Source organism: Rahnella sp. ATs2 (assembly GCF_051851855.1).
GTDB lineage: Bacteria > Pseudomonadota > Gammaproteobacteria > Enterobacterales > Enterobacteriaceae > Rahnella > Rahnella variigena.
Window position 1 is genome coordinate 1 of sequence record NZ_JBLYPL010000015.1, and the last position, 21,106, is coordinate 21,106.

At 54.8% G+C, this 21,106-nt stretch carries 17 protein-coding genes, 1 tRNA gene and 1 other RNA gene; 6 read left to right on the forward strand and 13 right to left on the reverse strand.

Going from position 1 to position 21,106, the window contains the following annotated elements; translation table 11 throughout:
- Positions 1-37 precede the first annotated feature (37 nt).
- From dppF to dppA, 5 genes are all read right to left on the reverse strand, one after another.
- Positions 38-1,051 carry a dipeptide ABC transporter ATP-binding subunit DppF gene (gene dppF, locus ACJY2G_RS16485; RefSeq protein WP_439291940.1) on the reverse strand — a complete coding sequence of 338 codons (1,014 nt, stop codon included), beginning with the start codon at positions 1,049-1,051 and terminating at the stop codon, positions 38-40.
- A complete protein-coding gene (dppD, locus tag ACJY2G_RS16490) occupies positions 1,041-2,051 on the reverse strand; it encodes a dipeptide ABC transporter ATP-binding protein (protein ID WP_439291957.1) in 1,011 nt (336 codons plus the stop codon). The genes dppF and dppD overlap by 11 nt, the downstream gene beginning before the upstream one ends.
- Positions 2,052-2,076: 25 nt before the next feature.
- Positions 2,077-2,991 carry a dipeptide ABC transporter permease DppC gene (gene dppC, locus ACJY2G_RS16495; RefSeq protein ID WP_013573446.1) on the reverse strand — a complete coding sequence of 305 codons (915 nt, stop codon included), beginning with the start codon at positions 2,989-2,991 and terminating at the stop codon, positions 2,077-2,079.
- A 10-nt stretch (positions 2,992-3,001) separates the two neighbouring features.
- Complete coding sequence (dppB, locus tag ACJY2G_RS16500) at positions 3,002-4,021, reverse strand: dipeptide ABC transporter permease DppB (RefSeq protein WP_013573445.1); 1,020 nt, start codon at positions 4,019-4,021, stop codon at positions 3,002-3,004.
- 200 nt (positions 4,022-4,221) lie between these two features.
- Positions 4,222-5,829: a dipeptide ABC transporter periplasmic-binding protein DppA gene (dppA, locus tag ACJY2G_RS16505; protein ID WP_112291692.1), complete on the reverse strand. Its 1,608-nt coding sequence runs from the start codon at positions 5,827-5,829 to the stop codon at positions 4,222-4,224.
- 899 nt (positions 5,830-6,728) lie between these two features.
- Between dppA and ACJY2G_RS16510 the strand changes: the two genes are divergently transcribed.
- Both ACJY2G_RS16510 and ACJY2G_RS16515 read left to right on the forward strand, forming a co-directional pair.
- Positions 6,729-7,073 (forward strand): type II toxin-antitoxin system PrlF family antitoxin, encoded by a 345-nt coding sequence (locus tag ACJY2G_RS16510; RefSeq protein WP_439291941.1) that lies wholly within the window; start codon positions 6,729-6,731, stop codon positions 7,071-7,073.
- A gap of 6 nt (positions 7,074-7,079) precedes the next feature.
- Entirely contained in the window at positions 7,080-7,559 is a 480-nt protein-coding gene (locus ACJY2G_RS16515; RefSeq protein WP_439291943.1) for a type II toxin-antitoxin system YhaV family toxin, read from the forward strand.
- Between the two features lie 62 nt (positions 7,560-7,621).
- Here ACJY2G_RS16515 and ACJY2G_RS16520 read toward each other — a convergent pair.
- From ACJY2G_RS16520 to relB, 8 genes are all read right to left on the reverse strand, one after another.
- A non-coding RNA gene (locus ACJY2G_RS16520) (RtT sRNA) lies at positions 7,622-7,751 on the reverse strand.
- Between the two features lie 34 nt (positions 7,752-7,785).
- Positions 7,786-7,862: transfer RNA gene (locus ACJY2G_RS16525), tRNA-Pro, on the reverse strand.
- A gap of 100 nt (positions 7,863-7,962) precedes the next feature.
- The gene (eptB, locus tag ACJY2G_RS16530) at positions 7,963-9,642 is read right to left on the reverse strand and encodes a kdo(2)-lipid A phosphoethanolamine 7''-transferase (RefSeq protein WP_439291944.1); all 1,680 of its coding nucleotides are present in this window, start codon (positions 9,640-9,642) and stop codon (positions 7,963-7,965) included.
- Between the two features lie 242 nt (positions 9,643-9,884).
- Positions 9,885-10,307 carry an organic hydroperoxide resistance protein gene (locus ACJY2G_RS16535; protein ID WP_112291684.1) on the reverse strand — a complete coding sequence of 141 codons (423 nt, stop codon included), beginning with the start codon at positions 10,305-10,307 and terminating at the stop codon, positions 9,885-9,887.
- A gap of 132 nt (positions 10,308-10,439) precedes the next feature.
- On the reverse strand, positions 10,440-10,904 hold the full coding sequence (locus ACJY2G_RS16540) for a MarR family winged helix-turn-helix transcriptional regulator (RefSeq protein WP_369920440.1): 465 nt from the start codon (positions 10,902-10,904) through the stop codon (positions 10,440-10,442).
- Between the two features lie 67 nt (positions 10,905-10,971).
- Positions 10,972-12,417 (reverse strand): alpha/beta hydrolase, encoded by a 1,446-nt coding sequence (locus ACJY2G_RS16545; RefSeq protein ID WP_439291946.1) that lies wholly within the window; start codon positions 12,415-12,417, stop codon positions 10,972-10,974.
- Complete coding sequence (locus tag ACJY2G_RS16550) at positions 12,417-12,710, reverse strand: type II toxin-antitoxin system RelE/ParE family toxin (RefSeq protein WP_113876892.1); 294 nt, start codon at positions 12,708-12,710, stop codon at positions 12,417-12,419. The genes ACJY2G_RS16545 and ACJY2G_RS16550 overlap by 1 nt, the downstream gene beginning before the upstream one ends.
- A gap of 3 nt (positions 12,711-12,713) precedes the next feature.
- Complete coding sequence (relB, locus tag ACJY2G_RS16555; RefSeq protein ID WP_113876950.1) at positions 12,714-13,175, reverse strand: type II toxin-antitoxin system RelB family antitoxin; 462 nt, start codon at positions 13,173-13,175, stop codon at positions 12,714-12,716.
- Between the two features lie 270 nt (positions 13,176-13,445).
- On the opposite strand from relB, the gene atzF reads away from it, so the two are divergent.
- From atzF to urtA, 4 genes are all read left to right on the forward strand, one after another.
- Positions 13,446-15,293: an allophanate hydrolase gene (gene atzF / locus ACJY2G_RS16560; RefSeq protein WP_439291948.1), complete on the forward strand. Its 1,848-nt coding sequence runs from the start codon at positions 13,446-13,448 to the stop codon at positions 15,291-15,293.
- Positions 15,294-15,303: 10 nt separating this feature from the next.
- Positions 15,304-18,936, forward strand: coding sequence for an urea carboxylase (gene uca / locus ACJY2G_RS16565; protein WP_439291949.1), 3,633 nt, complete (start codon positions 15,304-15,306; stop codon positions 18,934-18,936).
- Between the two features lie 26 nt (positions 18,937-18,962).
- Positions 18,963-19,685, forward strand: coding sequence for a GntR family transcriptional regulator (locus ACJY2G_RS16570; protein WP_120163167.1), 723 nt, complete (start codon positions 18,963-18,965; stop codon positions 19,683-19,685).
- A gap of 85 nt (positions 19,686-19,770) precedes the next feature.
- On the forward strand, positions 19,771-21,039 hold the full coding sequence (gene urtA / locus ACJY2G_RS16575; RefSeq protein WP_439291950.1) for an urea ABC transporter substrate-binding protein: 1,269 nt from the start codon (positions 19,771-19,773) through the stop codon (positions 21,037-21,039).
- The last annotated feature ends 67 nt before the right edge of the window (positions 21,040-21,106 follow it).

Sequence of the window (21,106 nt, forward strand, 5' to 3'; positions counted from 1 at the left end):
TTTCGCGGGCTTTTTCATTTCAGCTGTTCAGACTGTTTTACGCAACGGTCTGCGTGGTGCCGGTTTCATCCTGATCGACGGCAAAGCAGGCGACGAGCTGATCGCCGTACTGTTTCAGCTGAGGCTGGAACTGTTTGCAGGTGCCGAACGCACGGCGGCAGCGGGCGTTGAAGGCGCAACCGGCAGGCGGATTCAGCGGGCTTGGCAGTTCGCCGGTCAGCTTGATACGTTCACGGCGTTCGTCCGGATTCAGACGCGGCGTCGCGGACAGCAATGCCTGCGTGTACGGATGGCGCGGATTGCTGAAAACAGCCTCTTTCGGCCCCTTCTCCACGCAACGCCCCAGATACATCACCATCACTTCATCAGCGATATGTTCCACCACTGACAAATCATGCGAGATGAAGACGTATGACAGCCCTAAATCCTGCTGCAAATCCATCATCAGATTCAGTACCTGCGCACGCACGGAAACGTCGAGCGCGGACACCGGTTCATCGGCGATCACCACGTCCGGATCCAGCATCAGACCACGGGCGATAGCAATACGCTGACGCTGGCCGCCGGAGAACATGTGCGGATAGCGGTCGTAGTGCTCGGTTTTCAGGCCGACTTTCGCCATCATCGCCAGCGCTTTCTCGCGACGTTCTTCGCGGCTCAGTTTGGTGTTGATCAGCAGCGGTTCTTCGAGGATCTGGCCGACTTTCTTGCGCGGGTTCAGCGATCCGTAAGGATTCTGGAACACGATTTGGATCTTCTGACGACGCAGCTTTTCAGCGGTCGCATCAGGTTTCAGCAAATCCTGACCGCGGTAATACAGTTCACCGCCGGTCGGCACTTCAATCATGGTCAGCAGGCGGCCCAGCGTGGATTTACCACAACCGGATTCGCCCACCACCGCCAGCGTTTTACCGCGTTCGAGCGTAAACGACACGCCGTCGAGCGCTTTCACCGTGCGTTCCTGGCCGAAGATGCCCTTCTTCACCGGGTAATGTTTTTTCAGATCAATCGCGTGCAACAGCGGCTGCGATGAGGTGTTATCAGGACTCATAAGTAGGTCTCCCGGCATCATCCAGCGGATAATGGCACTTCGACTGACGCCCGTTCGCGAGGTCACGCAGCGCAGGTTCTTCTTTACGGCAACGGTCAGTTGCATACGGGCAGCGCGGATTAAGCAGACAGCCGTTCGGACGGTCATATTTGCCCGGCACTACGCCCGGCAATGACTGTAAACGCGCTTTGTCAGCGGCGAATTCCGGCAGTGAGCGCAGCAGCGCCTGAGTATACGGATGACGCGGCGCACGAAAGATTTCCGTGGCTTTCGCCGATTCCACCACCTGACCGGCGTACATCACGATGATGTGATGCGCGGCTTCCGCCACCAGCGCCAGGTCATGGGTGATCAGCATCAGCGCCATGTTTTCTTTCTGTTGCAGCTCAAGCAACAGTTCGATGATCTGCGCCTGGATGGTCACGTCGAGCGCGGTGGTCGGCTCATCGGCAATCAGCAATTTCGGGCGACAGGCAATCGCCATGGCGATCATCACGCGCTGGCTCATCCCGCCGGAAAGCTGGTGCGGATACACGTCGAGACGCGAAGCCGGATCAGGAATACCGACCAGATTGAGCAAATCGATGGTGCGCTGACGACGGGTCTTTTTGTTGCCGCCCTGATGCACCTTGATAGCTTCCATAATCTGGAAACCCACGGTGTAACACGGGTTCAGGCTGGTCATCGGATCCTGGAAAATCATCGCGACTTCGGCACCGACAATCTGGCGGCGCTCTTTTTCGCTGATGCCCTGCAGGTTACGGCCACCAAACTCCAGTTTTTCCGCCATCACTTTGCCGGGGAAGTCGATCAGTCCCATCAGTGCCAGTGAACTGACCGATTTACCGGAGCCGGACTCGCCGACAATCCCAACCACTTCGCCCTGTTTCACGCTGTAACTGATACGGTCTACGGCGCGGAACGGCGTCCCTTCGTCACCAAAGTGAACGGAGAGCTTATCCACAGTCAGCAACGTTTTGCCGACCTGAACATCATTCATTAATGTTGTTTCCATCTCCAACCCCTTACTGCTTAAGTTTAGGGTCGAGGGCATCACGCAGGCCATCACCCATCAGGTTAAATGCCAGCACCGTCAGCAGAATGATCACGCCAGGGAAGGTCACGACCCACCAGGCACTTTGAGCAAACTGTAAGACGTCCGACAGCATGGTGCCCCACTCCGGCGTTGGCGGCTGTGCGCCCATACCGAGGAAGCCCAACGCTGCCATATCGAGGATGGCGTTGGAGAAGCCGAGCGATGCCTGAACAATCAGCGGCGCTAAGCAGTTAGGTAAAATATTGATGAACATCTGACGGGCAGAACCGGCACCGGCAACGCGCGACGCGGTCACATAGTCGCGGTTCACTTCCACCAGCACCGCCGCACGGGTTAAACGGACATAGTGCGGTAACGCTACGAAGGTCAGCGCCAGCGAGGCGTTAACAATCGACGGGCCGAAAATGGCGACCAGCACCAGCGCCAGCAACAGGCTTGGCAGGGCCAGCATGATATCGACCACACGCATGATAATGGCGTCAACCACACCGCCGTAGTAACCGGCAAACAGACCGAACACCACGCCGAGGATCAGCGACAGTACGACCACCAGACAACCGACCAGCAGCGATAAACGCGCGCCGTACATCAGACGCGACAGAATATCGCGGCCGACGTCGTCGGTGCCCAGCAGGAATTTCCAGCTACCGCCTTCCATCCACACCGGCGGGCGCAGCAGCGCGTCACGGAACTGTTCAGCAGGCAAATGCGGTGCAATCACGTTCGCGCCAATCGCAATGACCAGCATGATAATGATGTAAGCCAGGCCGACAACGGCCCCTTTGTTACGCTTGAAGTAATGCCAGAATTCGCGCAAAGGCGGCATCGGCACTGGCGCAGCCGTCACTAACTCGTTAGCGACCGGCTCAGTGGTTTGAGACATTGTGCGCCCCTTATTTCTTGTGGCGAATACGCGGGTTGACCACGCCGTAGAGCACATCTACCAGCAGGTTAACCACGATGATCAGAGTAGCGACCAGCAACACCCCGCCCTGCACGACCGGATAGTCGCGGCGCTGGAGTGCGTCGATCAGCCACCGGCCGAGTCCCGGCCAGGAGAAGATGGTTTCGGTCAGGATGGCACCGCCGAGTAGCGTACCGACCTGCAAACCAATGATGGTCACCACCGGCAGCAGCGCATTGCGCAGTGCGTGAATGACGATCACCCGCATACGGCTGACGCCTTTGGCGCGCGCGGTACGGATGTAGTCTTCGCCCAGCACTTCCAGCATGGAAGAACGGGTCATACGCACAATCACCGCCAGCGGAATGGTGCCCAGCACGATAGCCGGTAAAATCATGTGCATCACAGCATCCACGAAATCACCCGGTTCGCCCCAGAAAAGCGTGTCGATCAGCATAAAACCGGTCAGCGGCAGGCTGTCATCCAGGAACACGGTATCGCTTATTCGCCCCGATACGGGCGTCAGATTAAGCTGCACCGAGACCAGCATCACCAGCATGATCCCCCACCAGAATATAGGCATCGAATAACCGGTCAGTGATATCCCCACGGCCGTGTGGTCGAATATCGATCCCCGTTTTACCGCCGCCAGCACACCCACCGGAATGCCGACAATGATCGCGAAAATCATCGCGCAGATGCCCAGTTCCAGAGTGGCTTTAAAGCGCGGTACAAATTCCTGCCAGACAGGGGTGCGGCTTTTTAAGGACGTGCCCAGGTCGCCATGCAGCACACCGTTCACGTAGTGGAAATATTGCTGGTAAAGAGGCTTGTCGAGCCCCATATCTGCCATCAGCTGGGCGTGACGTTCGGGGGAAACCCCGCGCTCGCCTGCCATGATGGTGACCGGGTCGCCTGGTATCATGTGTACGAAGGCAAAAGTCAGCAAAGTAATGCCGATAAACGTTGGGATAACTAACCCCAGACGTCGGAGTATGAACTGCAACATATCCCGTACTCTCTGTATAAAATGCCCGGAGAACCGTAGCTCGCCGGGCTTATTGTGGCTCACATTTCTTTCTTGAGAATCAAGGCTGTACTGAATGGCCCGCGAGCAAGGCGGAGGAGCACAGCAATCAAGACATACCTTCAGGTAGGCGAAGATTGCGAGCACCGCACAACGCAGCTCCCGGGTTATTCAGTAAGCGATCACTCCATTGAGACGTTTTCGAAGTGGTGTTTGCCGAGCGGGTCTACGACATACCCTTTAACTTCTTTGCGAACAGGTTCGTACACGGTGGAGTGAGCGATGATCAGCGCCGGAGCCTGGTCATGCATCACCACCTGAGCCTGCTGGTACAGCGCAGCACGTTTGGCGTGATCAGATTCAGCACGGGCTGGCTGGATCAAATCTTCAAACGGCTTGTAGCACCAGCGGGAGTAGTTGGAACCGTCTTTGGCTGCCGCACAGCTGAACAGGGTGGCGAAGAAGTTATCCGGATCCCCATTGTCGCCGGTCCAGCCCATCATCACAGACTGGTGCTCGCCGTTTTTCGCACGCTTGAGGTATTCGCCCCACTCGTAAGTCACGATGTTGGCTTTCACGCCAATTTTCGCCCAGTCAGCCTGGATCATTTCAGCCATACGGCGTGCGTTCGGGTTGTACGGACGCTGTACCGGCATCGCCCACAGATCGATAGTGAAACCGTCTGCATGACCTGCTTCTTTCAGCAGCTCTTTGGCTTTCTCAGGATTGTATTCATAATCCACGACGTCTTTGTTGTAGCCCCACATTGTTGGTGGGATCAGGTTTTTAGCCGGCTGGCCAGCACCCTGATAAACCGCATCGATGATGGCTTTTTTGTTCACAGCCATGGTCAGTGCCTGACGCACTTTCACTTCATCCAGCGGTTTTTTCTCAACGTTGAAGGACAGATAACCCACGTTCAGGCCAGGCTGTTGCATCAGGTTGATGGATTTATCTTTCTTCATTGCCGCGATGTCAGCCGGGTTTGGATACGGCATGACCTGGCATTCGTTTTTCTGCAGTTTCGCGTAACGCACGGAAGCGTCAGGCGTGATGGAGAAGACTAAACGGTCGATCTGCGGCTTGGTGCCCCAGTAGCCCGGGAATGCTTTGTAGAGGATGCGTGAATCTTTCTGGTATTGCAGAAGCTGGAACGGACCGGTACCGATGGGATCCAGGTCAACCTTCTCAGGGGTTTTCGCTTTCAGCATGTTGTCAGCGTATTCCGCAGACAGAATTGAAGCGAAGTCCATCGCCAGGTCAGCCAGGAACGGAGACTCAGGGCGGTTGAGGACGAACTGCACGGTGTTGTCGTCGACTTTCACGATCTTGTTGATCAGATCGCCCATACCCATACCTTCGAAGTATTCGTAGCTGCCGCCAGAAACACCGTGGTATGCGTTATTTTTGTCCAGCTGACGCTCGAAGGAGAACACAACGTCATCCGCGTTGAAATCACGGGTCGGTTTGAATTCCTTGTTGTCCTGCCATTTCACGCCTTTGCGCAGATGGAAGGTGTAGGTTTTGCCATCGGCAGAGATGTCCCACTTTTCAGCCAGGCCCGGCTGGATTTCGGTGGTGCCGATCTTGAACTCAACCAGACGGTTGTAGATAGGCACGGAGCTTGCGTCATACGTGGTGCCTGAGGTGAACAACTGAGGGTTAAAGCCTTCAGGTGAACCTTCAGAACAATACACTAACGTTTTTGCCTGGACACTGGCCGCAACGGTCAGCGCAATCAGGCCCATACTGAATTTCAGTAGCCCCGACTTACCTAAAGAGATTGTCATCGCTTCTGCTCCATCGATTAATGGTGATGTGGATGTGTGTGTTGTGTATACAGCTCACGTCACCCTTTATTTTTATTTGCGGGTGACTGTGTTTGCTCGTGCGCTGCAATAAGTCCAACCAGAGCATGGTGAACTGCCATTTTTTTCCTGCGATCTGTAAAGTTGCCTTTACAAAAGCTTACCGGAAATAATCACTGGTCTTCCTTGGGGCTATCAATTTGGCAACTCCTATCCTTGACGTCAATATAACCATCAGGCATTTACACAGACTGTGAGTTACAACAAACAAACATAAAAAAACATTTCGTTAACCAAATCAGGACGAATGTTCAGTCTGCACAGCAAATAACCACACAATCCCCTTTGTAAAAGAATATTCCTGGGGGTTTCACCCATTTTAAATCCCTAAAAATTTCTGGCTAAACGATGAATATATGAACGGTTATTTTTGAGATAGGGGTGGAAACCAGCGGAAAATGCTGGGAAGTGCAGCAAATGACCGTGCAGGTTCAGAGAACGTGTTTTCCCCGGCACCGTCAAAACACCCCAAAATGGCGCAAACGCACACTGGTGGTGCAGGTCAATATTCGTACCGGTTTAGCCTGTTTTTCCGGCATCAGAGAGGGGGAGGACGGACATTGATTGAAACGAATATGTTAAGGAGTTTTTAAATTGTGGCGCGCTTATTGCTTGTGATCGCGCGCTTACCTCCAGTCCCTCAGATTCAATTTATGCAGAACGAGAGAACAGGAGATTTAAGGATGTGCAGAGCGATTATTTATAAATCTTGCGTAGAAGCACGCAATCTTGAGCGTGAAAAAGCAATGCATTTGCATTGGCAATGCAGATGCATTACGCTGACATGATCGCTCAAATAATCATCATTATGGAGTCTCATTATGTCAGCCTCGGCAGTATGGGGAATCAAATTCGAAGCAGAATCCAAAGTCACCCGTCGCTTTCAGACCACCATTCCGGCGACTATCCGCAAAGCGTTAAATCTCACCGAAAATGATCGTATTCAGTACAAGATTTTGCCGGACGGACAGGTCGTTATTTCGAGACAGCTCGAAGAAACGGAAGATCCTGTTATCAATACCTTCCTCGATTTCGTTGCGACGGATATGCTTAATAATCCGGAAAATATGCAGCCGGTCACGTTATCTCTGCATGAAAAAATCAATGTACTGACAGCAGGGATGGCTATCGATCTTGAGAGCCCGCTTTCTGACGATGATGAGTAAAGGATTATGCACAATCAGGCCATGGAGATTAACGGATGGACCCTTCTCGCTCATCCTCTGATCCTGCAACAGATACAGAAACTCACTGATCAGGTTGTCCTGATGCGCCGCAAAGACCCGGTGGGTTATAAAAGCAAAAATGCCACCAAACGGCTGGCCGCGATTAATAAGCTGATGTTTGATGTTATCCCGCAAGATCCGGCACGTGTCGAATTCCGTCAGGGCGATACGTTAGGAGGGGAGTTCTCACACTGGTTCAGGGCGAAATTCTTCCAGCAGTACCGGTTATTCTTTCGTTATAACCTGAGAAGCCGGATCATCATTTACGCCTGGGTTAATGATGATAAAGAATTGCGGGCATACGACAGTAAAACGGACGCCTACCGGATGTTTAGCAAGATGCTCAAAAGTGGCAATCCACCCGACAACTGGCAGGCACTATGGGAAGAGTCGGGCAATGTGGTGGCTCAGGAAGAACAGCCGTAGACAGGAAATAGAATTTACTACAGACGAAAAAAAACCTGCTTTAAAAGCAGGTTTTTCAAATGTGGTCGGCGAGAGAGGATGACGCGCATCTTCGATGCTTGCCCTGCGGGTCGTTGCTAAAGCAACGTTGTCTCGCTTCGCTCGGCTCAAACCTCCTTCGGAGGTTCTCATCCTCTTTTACTACAGGCGAAAAAAAACCTGCTTTAAAAAGCAGGTTTTTCAAATGTGGTCGGCGAGAGAGGATTCGAACCTCCGACCCACTGGTCCCAAACCAGTTGCGCTACCAAGCTGCGCTACTCGCCGAATGGGGCGCATCTTACTGCGACCCCCTTAGAGCGTCAACGGCTTTTTATAACATCCGTACTGACTGCCCAAATTTTGTCCCATACGACGCCAAAATAACCTATAGCTTCTGTTCTGCCTGAGGTTTAGCACACCAGTTATTCGCCGGATTAATACCACCGTCTGGCGATGTATAACCCAGACAGCCTAAAATCGAATCGAATAGCTCAACGTGACGTTTCTTCGCACCGACCCGCTGCTGTGCCTGTAGCTGCTCAAACGCCTGCTTGTGGTCTGGCTGCTCCAGGAAGCTGTCAGAAGCCCACACCATCATCGGCACGCGGAACTGCTCCGGCGGGGCCATCTCGCGCGGCGTGCCGTGCAGATGTGAATTCTCATCAATTGATTCACCGTGATCGGAGGCATAAAACACCAGCGCTTTCTTATCACGCAACTGATCAATCACGTTGTCAATAAAGGTATCGGTATACAACACGCTGTTATCAAAGGCGTTGATCAGTTCATCTTTGGTACAGGTATTGCTCTTACACTCCGGCGTATAACGTGCGTAACTGCGCGGATAACGCTGGGAATAGAGGTAATGCGAGCCCTTTGTATGCAGGATCACCAGATGCTTACCTTTCGGGTGCGTTCTCAGGGATTCCTGTAACTCATTGACCAGCAACATGTCATCGACCGGCTTGCCGTCGTTGCGCTTTTCAGAGGCTATGATTTCGCGGAAAGAGAAGTTATTGGTGTCTGCGTTGTTGTAGAACCACAGCTCGCTTTGCATCGCGAACAGCTCAGAGGTGAAGCCCAGCGACTTCATCACCGCGAAAATATTCTGCTCTTTCAACGTACGCTGCGGGTTATCCGCCGTACCGCCTTCGCGCACAAACATACAGCGCAGCGACAGCTTGGTTGCCGTATCGCACGAGGTACCGCGGAACGCCACCAGATTCTTTTCTTTCGACAAGCGCGGCGTGGTATCGCGCTCATAACCCAGAATGCCTAAGTGATCCCAGCGGGTAGTTTCACCGATGATAAATACGACGTAGGTATCGTCGATATCTGCGGGCGGAACGTAGGTGAATTCCTTCGCCGGATCAAAGTAATTACCGGCATCCCGGCTTTCATCAACCTGCGTATAAGCATACAAACCCAGCGCGGCCAGCCAGTTAGACGGCAGATAGGAGTGCGCGACGACGCCACCATAACTGGGCAAATCGACGTTGGTTTTCTTCTCATTCACACTTTGTTCGTGGTCGAGATATCGCAGCGGCAGCCAGACCAGTAACGCTGTCGCCAGCAAAACGATCAATGGCAACGCACGTTGCCCCGGCGTTTTTATCTGCTCCATCAGCGTCAGACGCAGGTTGTTTTTCCAGATAAGGAATAACGGAACAGCACTGACCAGCGCCATCCAGATAAACAGATGCCACCCGATGATTTCTTTGCTGAGGTCGATATCCGTGGTCATCACCGAAACGACAATGCCGTACCCAATCACCACGTTGAACATCACCATGTAGTAACTGGCGGCGACCGAAATCAGCACCAGTAATGTGGCGATGATGCGGAAAAACAACTTCCCACCCAGCGAAATTAAACGCAGCACGAAGAAGGTAAACAGGACGATGGCACAAACTTCGGTGACCGCCTGAATCAGTTCAGTTGAAGTGAAATGATTGACCAGAGCGGCAAAGCGGCGTTGAAACACGGAGACATTCAGGAAAATGCCAATGTAAATCGCTAACAATAAAGAGATATTTTGCTGCGATAGAGTCTTCACTCTATTCATGTAATGTGGTTTTCCGGAAGTTTTTTGAAAGATTCTGAATCATTGTGACATGTTTATGCCCGTCGAGTTCACGGATTATGCTGAGATTACGTTTATATACATACTGGCCTGAACAGCAGGAAAGAAGCGCCCTGCAGAGGTGACAGAGAGATCATGGCGGGTTTTTCAGACATGAAAAAGGAGGCCGAAGCCTCCCTGGTATTTCATTAAAACGCCCCTGGTGAAGGCGGTATGACTAAAAATTACTTAATATTCAAAGTGACGTCGATGTTGCCGCGGGTCGCATTAGAGTACGGGCAAACCTGATGGGCTTTCGCCACCAGTGCTTCTGCTTCGCTGCGCTCGAAGCCTGGCAGGGTAATATCCAGCTGAACTTCGATACCGTAACCGCCCGGAATTGCGCCGATGCCGACTGCGCCTTCAATTTTGGCGTCCGCAGGGATCTTAATTTTTTCTTGTGCGGCAACGGCTTTCAGTGCGCCGAGGAAGCAGGCGGAATAACCCGCTGCAAACAACTGCTCAGGGTTGGTGCCGCCGCCCATGCCACCCATTTCTTTTGGTACACCCAGTTTGACGTCAAGAACGCCGTCGTCAGAAGTCGCACGACCATCACGACCACCGGTGGCTGAGGCATGAGCACGATACACAACTTTTTCAATAGACATATTTCGTTCCTTAATCAGTGAGAGCCATAAAAATATTAAACGATTTAATCGCACACTATTTATTTGATTCTATCAAACGAGTCTAAGATGCTCCTTCAGACTCGTCTGTTTAACACTCTTCAAAGCGAAGTTTTACGCTTTGTCCTGAAGCTTCGCCCGTAAGACTTCCAGTTGCTGCTTCAGCGCCACAATTTCGCCAACTTCACATTCGGTCGCACACAAAATGGCTTCGGGAATACCCTGCGCTTTTTCGCGTAACGCCCGGCCTTCTGCGGTCAGGGAGATAATCACCTGACGCTCATCGGCTTTCGCCCGCTGACGCATCAGCAAACCGGCGGTTTCCAGACGCTTTAACAGTGGCGTTAAAGTGGCAGAATCGAGGAACAGTTTTTCGCCGATTTCAGATACTGTGACTTCATCACGCTGCCAGAGCACCAGCATCACCAGATATTGCGGGTAAGTCAGTTCGAGTTGCCCGAGCAATTTACGGTAAACCTTATGCAGTGCCAGATTCGCGGAGTACAGCGCGAAACACATCTGTTGATCCAGATGCAGCATGCCGTTTTGTGTTGAGTCGGTATCTGTTGTCATGTTCATGTCGCCAATATATATAGCACGCGATATTATCGCAAGCGCTTTTTTTATGTTATCTCAACCCGCCGGTTCAGAAACCTTCAATACGCTGCAGCATATACGGATAAAACGGGTTAGATGAAACACGCATCAGCTGATCCATACTTACCACCAGCGCACCGCTTTCACCCCGCGCCGCCAGCGTACCGAGCCTGATACCAAATTGCGCAGGGCCTTGCGGATTGCGCCCGTACAGCGAATCATTTGTCGGAAAAGGCAGCGCGACATGCGACAGCGAATAGAATTCTGAAGGATAGTTCAGACCGAGTGGCGTAACTGAAGCGCTGTTTTGCCCTGCTACTGTGATTTTCGCTACCGTGGCCGCATCATCCGGCGAAGCATTGGTAATCACCGTCGTCTGATAGGCGCGCGGCGGCGCAGGCAGCAGGCGCTCAACGGCGGTTTCCGATGACGGACGCAGCAGCGGCCCGACATACGCACTGCGGTTAATATCAAACAGTACCAGCTGGCTGCCGTTTGCCGGGAGCTGATTAAACAACGCCATCACCACCGCACGGGCGCTGACGGTTGAATCAACCACCGACTGGAACGCCAGCACAGGCGGTAACTGTGAAAGCTTGCCGGACTCCGCGTCTTTACTGATTTGCTGTTGCAAAACATGGGTCAGCAGATAAGACTGACGCGCCGCTTTCACCGGGAATGAATTGTATTTAAACGGATTAAATTCAGGCATCAGATTCAGCCAGGCAGTTTTGGCAAAGGCAGGGAAAATTGCCGGCCAGCCCGCATATCCGGCAAAGCGCGCAAAACTGGTTACGCCGATCATCGGGGAAATCAGCACCACGCGCGAAGGCCGCGCCAGAGCCGGATCATCGAGCGAATCCAGGGTGTATTTCATCGCCAGCGCACCACCGTTGGAGAAACCCACCAGTTGCAGCGGCACATCCGCCCCCGCTGCACGTCGTGCCTCGCGAATTGCCAGCCGCGTTGCCGCCAGCCACTGTTCCCAGTCGACGTTGGTCAGTCCCCCCGGTACGGTGCCGTGTCCGGGCAGACGGATACCGACGGCAACGAATCCACGGCGACGATAATCCTGCGCAATATGCCGCAGACTGTATGGGGAATCGGTCAGACCGTGCAACAGCACCACCGCGCCGACCGGTTTACCGTCGGGCATCAGCTCATAAGAGCGGTTCCAGTCCTGCGCAAAATGCTCGGGATAAATCGGGCTGCGATCGTAATAGCGGTTAAGCGGAATACGATCTTCTCTGTCGAGTTTGTCCGTCACCTGCTGCTTCACTTCAGCAAACGCCTGCTGCTCGGCGCGTAAATACGCCGGCCAGTCGCTCTTATCCAGTTGCTCCGCACTCAGTTCGTCCGGCACCAGTTTGTGCCACGGCTCAAGCGGCGGCCCCTGTAAGGCGTCATAAGTACGCACAGCCAGCAGCGTAATAATCACCAGAATCAGCGCCAGTAACAGCTTTTTCAGGCGTTCAGAGAGATGACGAAGTTGCATTAAATAGGGGTTTCCTCTGGCCAATGCTGAGCGCTATGCACCAGCCTGATGATTTGAATTTCGGTGTCAGTCACGCGATATACCATCCTGAAATGCTTACGAATAATACATTCTCTGGTTCCGGTAACGCGTCCTGCTACATACATGTCGGGACTGAGTAGAATGCGCTCTGCTGCGTCATCAAAATCATCATCCAGTTCAATAGCGGCATGAGGATTCTCACCCGCGACATAACTGAATATATGCTCGCGATCATCCTGCGCATGTGGTTTCCATACCAGCATTTTGATCATTCGTTACTTTTCCTGTTCCTTAAGTAACGCGGCTTTCCGGGCTGCAAACTCAGCCTTCACCTGTTCGTGAGGAATGACGGGGCGCGGATCATCCAGTGATTCCTGAACCCGTTTCCGGAACCACAAATCATAGGTAGCTTCATCCATCGCGGCAGCTTCATGCGCCCTTTTTAGCGCTGCCGATCGGTCGGGGCGAGTTCCTTTACCGCTCCCTACAGGATCATAGTCGGTAATATCCACTTCGAACTGGTTTATGCCCAGGTCTTTTAAATAAGCCGCCAGCGTGTCGAAACGCTTGAAAACCCGCACTTTACCGCTGCGTTGTGCGATAAGGGTCCGCTGATGTTCGCCGTATCTGATCACTATTATCCACCCTCCCTGTTGTGCGACCACGCTGAACTGGCTGACCGCGCCAGCTTCTGCCAGACAAATTAATGTGGAATGGTCGATAGTTTCTTTAGACATAGCCATACCAGCCTTTCTGCAAATAATAATAAATCATCGGTTCATACAACTATATACCGATACCTCTACTGAGCCAGATTTATCTTTTTGATGCGAGGCATCGCGCAAATTTTCGCCCCAATTTTGCCCAATTGCATTCCGTCCGTGGTGCAACAAATATACAGTCCGGTCATACAACAATGACTAAACCCAATAAAATCAATGAATAATGATATGGCACAGGCTTTGCTTAGATGAATTCAATCTTGTATACCAGATGGGATTCAAAACATGGCTTCAGTTTCAGACACAGTCACATCACCCTTTCGCGGTTTTACCTTGCGGGAATGGCAGCAACATTACCGCGGTGCGCCAGACAGCCTGCGCACCACGCTTTCTCTGGTTATGGGAAGCCTGAGTCAAAACGACAATGCCTGGATTTATCTCGCCAACGCAGAGCAGCTTGAGGCGCAAATCCTCCACCTTGAAGCCCTTCGCCATCAGCATGAAGGCTCGCTGAGTGCCCTGCCGTTGTTTGGTGTGCCCTTCGCCGTTAAAGACAATATGGATATCGCGGGCTGGCCGACCACGGCGGCGTGTCCGGCGTTTGCTTACACCGCAGAAGCAGACGCTACCGTGATTGCCAATCTGAAAGCCAAAGGCGCAATAGTGATTGGCAAAACCAATCTCGATCAGTTCGCCACCGGCCTGGTCGGCACCCGTTCTCCTTACGGCGCAGTCCCTAATACCTTCAATCCTGATTACGTCAGCGGCGGATCCAGTTCTGGTTCGGCTTCCGTTCTGGCACGCGGTCTGGTGGCCTTTTCGCTGGGCACCGACACCGCCGGTTCCGGCCGTGTTCCGGCAGGCTTTAATAATGTCGTCGGGCTGAAACCGACCAAAGGCTGGCTGTCGAATACCGGCGTGGTTCCGGCCTGCCGCCTGAATGATTCCATCTCGATTTTCGCCCTGACAGTCGCCGATGCCCAGACCGTCGCCCAGGCCGCTGGCGGTTTTGATGCTGCCGATGCCTACTCCCGTAGAAATCCGTTTACCGCGCCGGTCGCCATGTCACCGCATCCGCGCTTTGCCGTGCCGGACAGTCTGGAATTTTTCGGCGACGCGCTGGCGGAATTTGAGTTCGATCAGGCGCTGGAACGTCTGAACAGCAGCGGCATCACCCTCGTTCCCGTCGATTTCACGCCGTTCCGCGAACTGGCAGAGCAACTGTATTACGGCGCATGGGTGGCAGAACGCACCGTAGCGGTCGGCGAAATTTTCGAAGAAAGCCCGGAAGCGATGGATCCGATCGTTCGCGGGATTGTCGCCAATGGCCTGAACTACACCGCGAGCGATGCCTGGCGCGCTGAATATTTACGCGCTGAGCTGTCACGCAAAATCAGTCTGACGCTGGAAGGATTTGATGCACTGGTGGTGCCGACATCACCGACCATCCGCACGCAGCAAGAGCTGGTGCAGGAACCGGTGCTCTACAACTCGCAGTTCGGCATTTACACCAACTTCACCAATCTGGCGGATTTGTCCGCGCTGGCGCTGCCTTCCAGCCTGCGCGCCGACGGTCTGCCCGCCGGTATCACGCTGATTGCTCCAGCCTGGCACGACGATGCACTGGCCAGTTTTGGCCGTCAGTGGCAGCGCAGCCTGAATCTGCCGCTCGGCGCAACCGGGCTGGCGATGAAATCCGAAGAATTCATGGCATCTGCGCCGGTCAGCGCTGCCAGCGTGCGCGTTGCCGTGGTTGGCGCACACCTGACCGGCATGCCGCTGAACTTCCAGCTCACCAGCCGCAACGCGGTACGCGTCGAACAAACCACGACCGCTGCAACCTACAAACTTTACGCCCTCGCCAATACCACACCGCCAAAACCGGGGCTGGTGCGGGCAGAAGGCGGCAGCGCGATTATCGTCGAACTGTGGGATATCCCGCTGGCGCGCTTTGGTGAATTCGTCGCTGAAATCCCGGCACCACTCGGCATGGGTTCGCTCGAACTGGCTGACGGACGCAGGGTGAAAGGCTTTATCTGCGAGCCGTGGGCGCTTGGCGAGGCCACCGATATCACCGCATTTGGCGGCTGGAGAAGTTACATCCAGAGCCTGAATTCACCGGTAAAAAGCTGAGGACGCGCACATGTTTAACACCGTTTTAATTGCTAACCGTGGCGAAATTGCCTGCCGCGCGATCCGTACGCTGAAACGTCTGGGCGTGACCAGCGTGGCCGTTTATTCCGACGCTGACCGCAATGCACCGCACGTCACGCAGGCGGATATCGCCATCGCGCTGGGCGGCGAAAAGGCCAGCGAAAGCTACCTGATGATCGACAAAATTCTGGCCGCCGCGAAAGAAACCGGCGCGCAGGCGATTTATCCGGGATATGGCTTTTTATCCGAAAGCGCAGAATTCGCCGATGCCTGCGAAGCGGCAGGCATTGCGTTTATCGGCCCGACCGCCGGACAAATCCGCGAGTTTGGCCTCAAGCATCGTGCCCGCGAATTGGCCGGTGCCGCAAATGTACCGATGACGCCGGGCACCGGGTTGCTCGCCAGCCTTGATGACGCCGTGAAAGCCGCCGCAGACATCGGTTATCCGGTGATGCTGAAAAGCACCGCAGGCGGCGGAGGCATTGGCCTGACGCGCTGTGACGATGAAGAGGCATTGCGCGCCGCGTGGGACAGCGTGAAGCGTCTCGGCGAACAGTTTTTCCGCGACGCCGGTGTGTTTCTCGAACGCTTTGTCGATCGCGCCCGTCACGTCGAAGTGCAGATTTTTGGCGACGGCAAAGGCCGGGTGATGGCACTCGGCGAACGCGACTGTTCATTGCAGCGCCGCAATCAGAAAGTGGTGGAAGAAACCCCTGCGCCGAATTTGCCGCAGGCCAGCCGCGAAGCGTTACATCGCGCCGCCGTGCATCTCGGCGAATCGGTGAACTACCGCAGCGCCGGTACCGTTGAATTTATCTATGACGCCACGCGCGACGAATTTTATTTTCTCGAAGTGAATACCCGTTTGCAGGTGGAGCATCCGGTCACCGAAATGGTCACCGGTCTGGACTTGATCGAATGCATGCTGAACGTCGCCGCCGGTGAACCGCCCGACTGGCCTGCAATGGAAAAAGCCCCGCAGGGCGCGTCGGTGGAAGTGCGTATTTACGCCGAAGATCCGCTGAAGAATTTCCAGCCGAGTCCGGGCGTGCTGACCGAGGTCTTTTTCCCCGAAGACGTCCGCGTCGATGGCTGGGTTTCAACCGGCAGTGAAGTGTCGGCCTTTTACGACCCGATGATCGCCAAACTGATTGTTCACGGCACCGACCGTCAGGACGCACTGGCGAAAATGTCGGCTGCGCTGGCCGCCACACGTCTGCACGGTATCGCCACCAACATTGATTATCTGCGTCAGGTGGTTGCCACGCCGGTATTCCGCGACGGCGAAATGTGGACGCGCATGCTCGACAGTTTTGTTTACTCGCCAAACGCCATCGAGGTGATCGCGCCCGGTACGTACAGCAGCGTGCAGGATTATCCGGGGCGGCTCGGTTACTGGGATATCGGCGTGCCGCCGTCCGGTCCGATGGACGATTTTGCCTTCCGTCTCGCCAACCGCATTGTCGGCAATCATCTGGATGCCGCCGGTCTGGAATTCACGTTACAGGGACCCACCCTGCGCTTTCATTGCGACGCGGTGATCGCGCTGACCGGCGCACGCTGTCCGGCACATCTCGATGGCGAAGCTGTTTCTTACTGGCAGCCGGTGAACGTTAAGGCCGGTCAGACGCTGACCCTTGGCCGCGCTATGCAGGGTTGCCGCACCTATCTTGCCGTGCGTAACGGTTTCGACGTACCGGTGTATCTCGGCAGCCGTTCGACGTTTGCGCTCGGGCAATTTGGCGGTCACGCCGGTCGCACGCTGCGTGTCGCCGATATGCTGACCGTTTCGCAGCCGGAACTTGCGGCCTGCACCACGCCCGCGCCGGTCGGTTTGCCGCAGGCCGCAGCGGAAAATATCGTGCCGCCTTACGGAGACATCTGGAATATCGGCGTGCTTTACGGGCCGCACGGCGCACCGGATTTCTTCACCACAGGATCCATCGACACTTTCTTCCAGTCTGAATGGCAGGTGCATTACAACTCCAACCGCCTCGGCGTGCGGCTGGTTGGCCCGAAACCACACTGGGCGCGGCAGGATGGCGGCGAAGCCGGTCTGCATCCGTCAAACGTGCATGACTGCGAGTACGCCATCGGCGCGATTAATTTCACCGGTGACTTCCCTGTCATTCTGACCCGCGACGGGCCAAGCCTCGGCGGTTTCGTCTGTCCGGTGACCATTGCCAAAGCCGAATTGTGGAAAGTCGGTCAGGTAAAACCGGGCGATAAAATCCGTTTTCATCCGATCAGTTTTGAACAGGCACAGGCGCTGGAACTGGCGCAGCAAGGCACGCTGGACTCGCTGATGCCAGTCAACGCGATGGCGCTGCCGGTGCCGTCTCTGCTGCCGGACACCACGGCTTCCGCCACCATTCTCGCGGCGCTTCCGGCGACGGCTGAACGTCCTTCGGTGGAATACCGTCAGGCAGGCGACGGCTACGTGCTGATTGAGTACGGCGATAACGTGCTGGATCTGGCGGTACGTATGCGCATCTACCTGCTGATGAACGCCATCAAAGCCGCCGGTCAGCAGGGTATTGAAGAACTGTCGCCGGGCGTGCGTTCGCTGCAAATCCGCTACGACAGCCGCGTGCTGCATCAGACGGCGCTGCTTCAGCATTTACTGACGCTCGAACACAACCTGGCGGATGTCAGCCAGCTCAAGATCCCGACCCGCATCGTGCATATGCCGATGGCATTTGAAGATTCCGCCACGCTCGGCGCGGTCGAACGCTATCAGCAAACCGTGCGCGCAGACGCGCCGTGGCTGCCAAATAACGTCGATTTCATCCAGCGCACCAACGGGCTGGCGAGCCGCGAAGATGTGAAAAACATCATTTTCGACGCCAGCTATCTGATCCTCGGGCTGGGCGATGTGTATCTCGGCGCGCCGTGCGCGGTGCCGGTCGATCCGCGCCATCGCCTGCTGAGTTCCAAATACAACCCGGCGCGCACCTTTACCGCCGAAGGCACAGTCGGTATCGGCGGCATGTACATGTGCATTTATGGCATGGATTCGCCGGGCGGCTATCAGCTGGTCGGCCGCACGCTGCCGATCTGGAATAAGTTTCTCAAGAATGAGCAGTTTAAAAACGGCGAGCCGTGGCTGCTGCACTTCTTCGATCAGGTGCGGTTCTATGAAGTTACCGAAGCCGAACTGGAAATCCAGCGCGAGGCGTTCCGCGAAGGCCGCGCACAAATCCGCATCGAAGAAACTGAGTTCGATTTTGCGCAGTACACGCAATTTCTTGCCAACAACGCCGCCGATATTGCTGATTTCCGCTCGAAACAAACCGAAGCCTTTACCCGCGAAGTAGCGCACTGGCATGAAGCCGAAAGCACCGCGGTGGAAGCCGCGGCCAACGCCGTGCAGTTAGTGGAAGACGATGCGGATCAGGACGGGCATTTAGTCAGCGCCGACCTGAACGGCAACGTCTGGAAAATCCTGGTCGAGCCGGGCCAGCAGGTGGAAGAAGGCCAGCCGCTGATCGTCGTCGAAGCCATGAAAATGGAGCTGTCGGTGAATGCGCCGTGCGCCGGAACCGTACTGAAAATCAGTTGCCAGCAGGGGCGTCCGGTCGGACCGGGCGATGCTTTGCTGTGGCTGGACGCAGCCGTTTAACGCTACCGACATACAGGGAATATTACATGCAACTGACGGGCTCTAAATCTTCACGCAGTAAAAACCGTCCGGAAGGACTGGCGGAACGCATCTATCAGCAGCTGAAAGATGACATTTTCAGCTTCCGCCTGCTGCCCGGTGACCGGTTCAGCGAAAACGACATTGCCGACCGGATGGAGGTCAGCCGCACACCTGTGCGTCAGGCGCTGTTCTGGCTGGAACACGAAGGCTACGTCGAAGTGTTTTTCCGCAGCGGCTGGCAGGTTCGTCCGTTCGATTTCGATTTTTTCGAGCAACTGTATGACCTGCGCATCGTGCTGGAACTGGAAGCGGTGAAACGTTTGTGCGCGCTGCCGCCTGCCGTTCAGCCGTTGCAACTGGCCGAACTGAAAGCCTTCTGGATTGATCAGCCGCCGCTCGAAGACGGTCAGCTGGTGTCGCGCTATGACGAAGAGTTTCACATGACGCTAGTGGCCGCGGCGGGTAACGCCGAAATGGCGCGCATTCACCGCGAACTGACCGAAAAAATCCGCATCATCCGGCGTCTGGATTTCACCAAAGGTGAGCGTGTGAACGCCACCTATAAAGAGCACACGGGCATTCTGCTCGCCATCATTCAACAACAAACAGAGGAGGCGCAGCGCCAGTTACACGACCACATTGCCGTCAGTAAAGCCGAGGTGCGCAAAATTACCCTGCATATGTTGCACCGGGCGCGGGCGGAGAGTGACGCGGGCAACCCGTCATGACTTTTTTAAATGTTTTTTCGACTTTCACCATAACAGCGTTCTCTTAACGTAATTACATCACAGCATTTTTACAGAGGATTCATCTATGCAACGTCGACGTTTTATTAAAGCCTTTGCTCTTTTCGCCACCGTAGTCAGCATGGGTCTAGCCTGGAGCGCACAGGCTGCCGACACCATCAAAGTCGGTATCATGCATTCGCTTTCCGGCACCATGGCCATTTCAGAAACCCCGCTGAAAGACATCGCGCTGATGACCATTGATGACATCAACGCTAAAGGCGGCGTGCTGGGTAAAAAGCTGGAGCCGGTAGTGGTCGATCCGGCCTCTAACTGGCCGCTGTTCGCTGAAAAAGCCCGCCAGTTGCTGACGCAGGATAAAGTCGCGGTAGTGTTCGGCTGCTGGACGTCGGTGTCGCGTAAATCCGTGCTGCCGGTGTTTGAAGAACTGAACGGTCTGCTGTTCTATCCGGTGCAGTACGAAGGTGAAGAGATGTCGCCAAATGTGTTCTACACCGGCGCCGCGCCTAACCAGCAGGCCATTCCGGCGGTGGAATATCTGATGAGTGAAGACGGCGGCGGTGCCAAACGCTTCTTCCTGCTCGGCACCGACTACGTGTATCCGCGCACCACCAACAAAATCCTGCGTGCCTTCCTGCATTCCAAAGGCGTGAAAGACAGCGACATCGAAGAAGTCTATACGCCGTTCGGTTACAGCGATTATCAGACCATCGTTTCCAATATTAAGAAATTCTCCGCAGGCGGCAAAACCGCGGTGATCTCCACCATCAACGGCGATTCCAACGTGCCGTTCTATAAAGAGCTGGCGAACCAGGGGGTGAAAGCCACCGATGTGCCGGTGGTGGCCTTCTCCGTCGGCGAAGAAGAGCTGCGCGGCATCGACACCAAACCGCTGGTCGGCGATCTCGCAGCGTGGAACTACTTCCAGTCGGTGGATAACCCGACCAACAAAAAATTCGTGGCTGAATGGAAGGCTTACGCGAAGGCGCACAAACTGCCGAACGCCGATAACGCCGTGACCAACGACCCGATGGAGGCGACCTATGTCGGCATCCATATGTGGGCGCAGGCGGTGGAAAAAGCCGGGACGACAGACGTGGATAAAGTCCGTGCCGCGATGGCCGGACAGACCTTCGCCGCGCCGTCCGGCTTCACGCTGACCATGGATAAAACCAACCATCACCTGCACAAACCGGTGATGATCGGTGAAATCGAATCCAACGGTCAGTTCAACGTGGTCTGGCAGACCGATAAACCGATCCGCGCCCAGCCGTGGAGCCCGTACATCGCGGGTAACGATAAAAAGCCAGATACCCCGGTGAAAACGGTTAACTGATTGTTTTAGCTCCTTCTTGCGAAGGGGTTGAAGAGAAAACCGGTCAGCTCCCTCCCCTGCGAAGGGG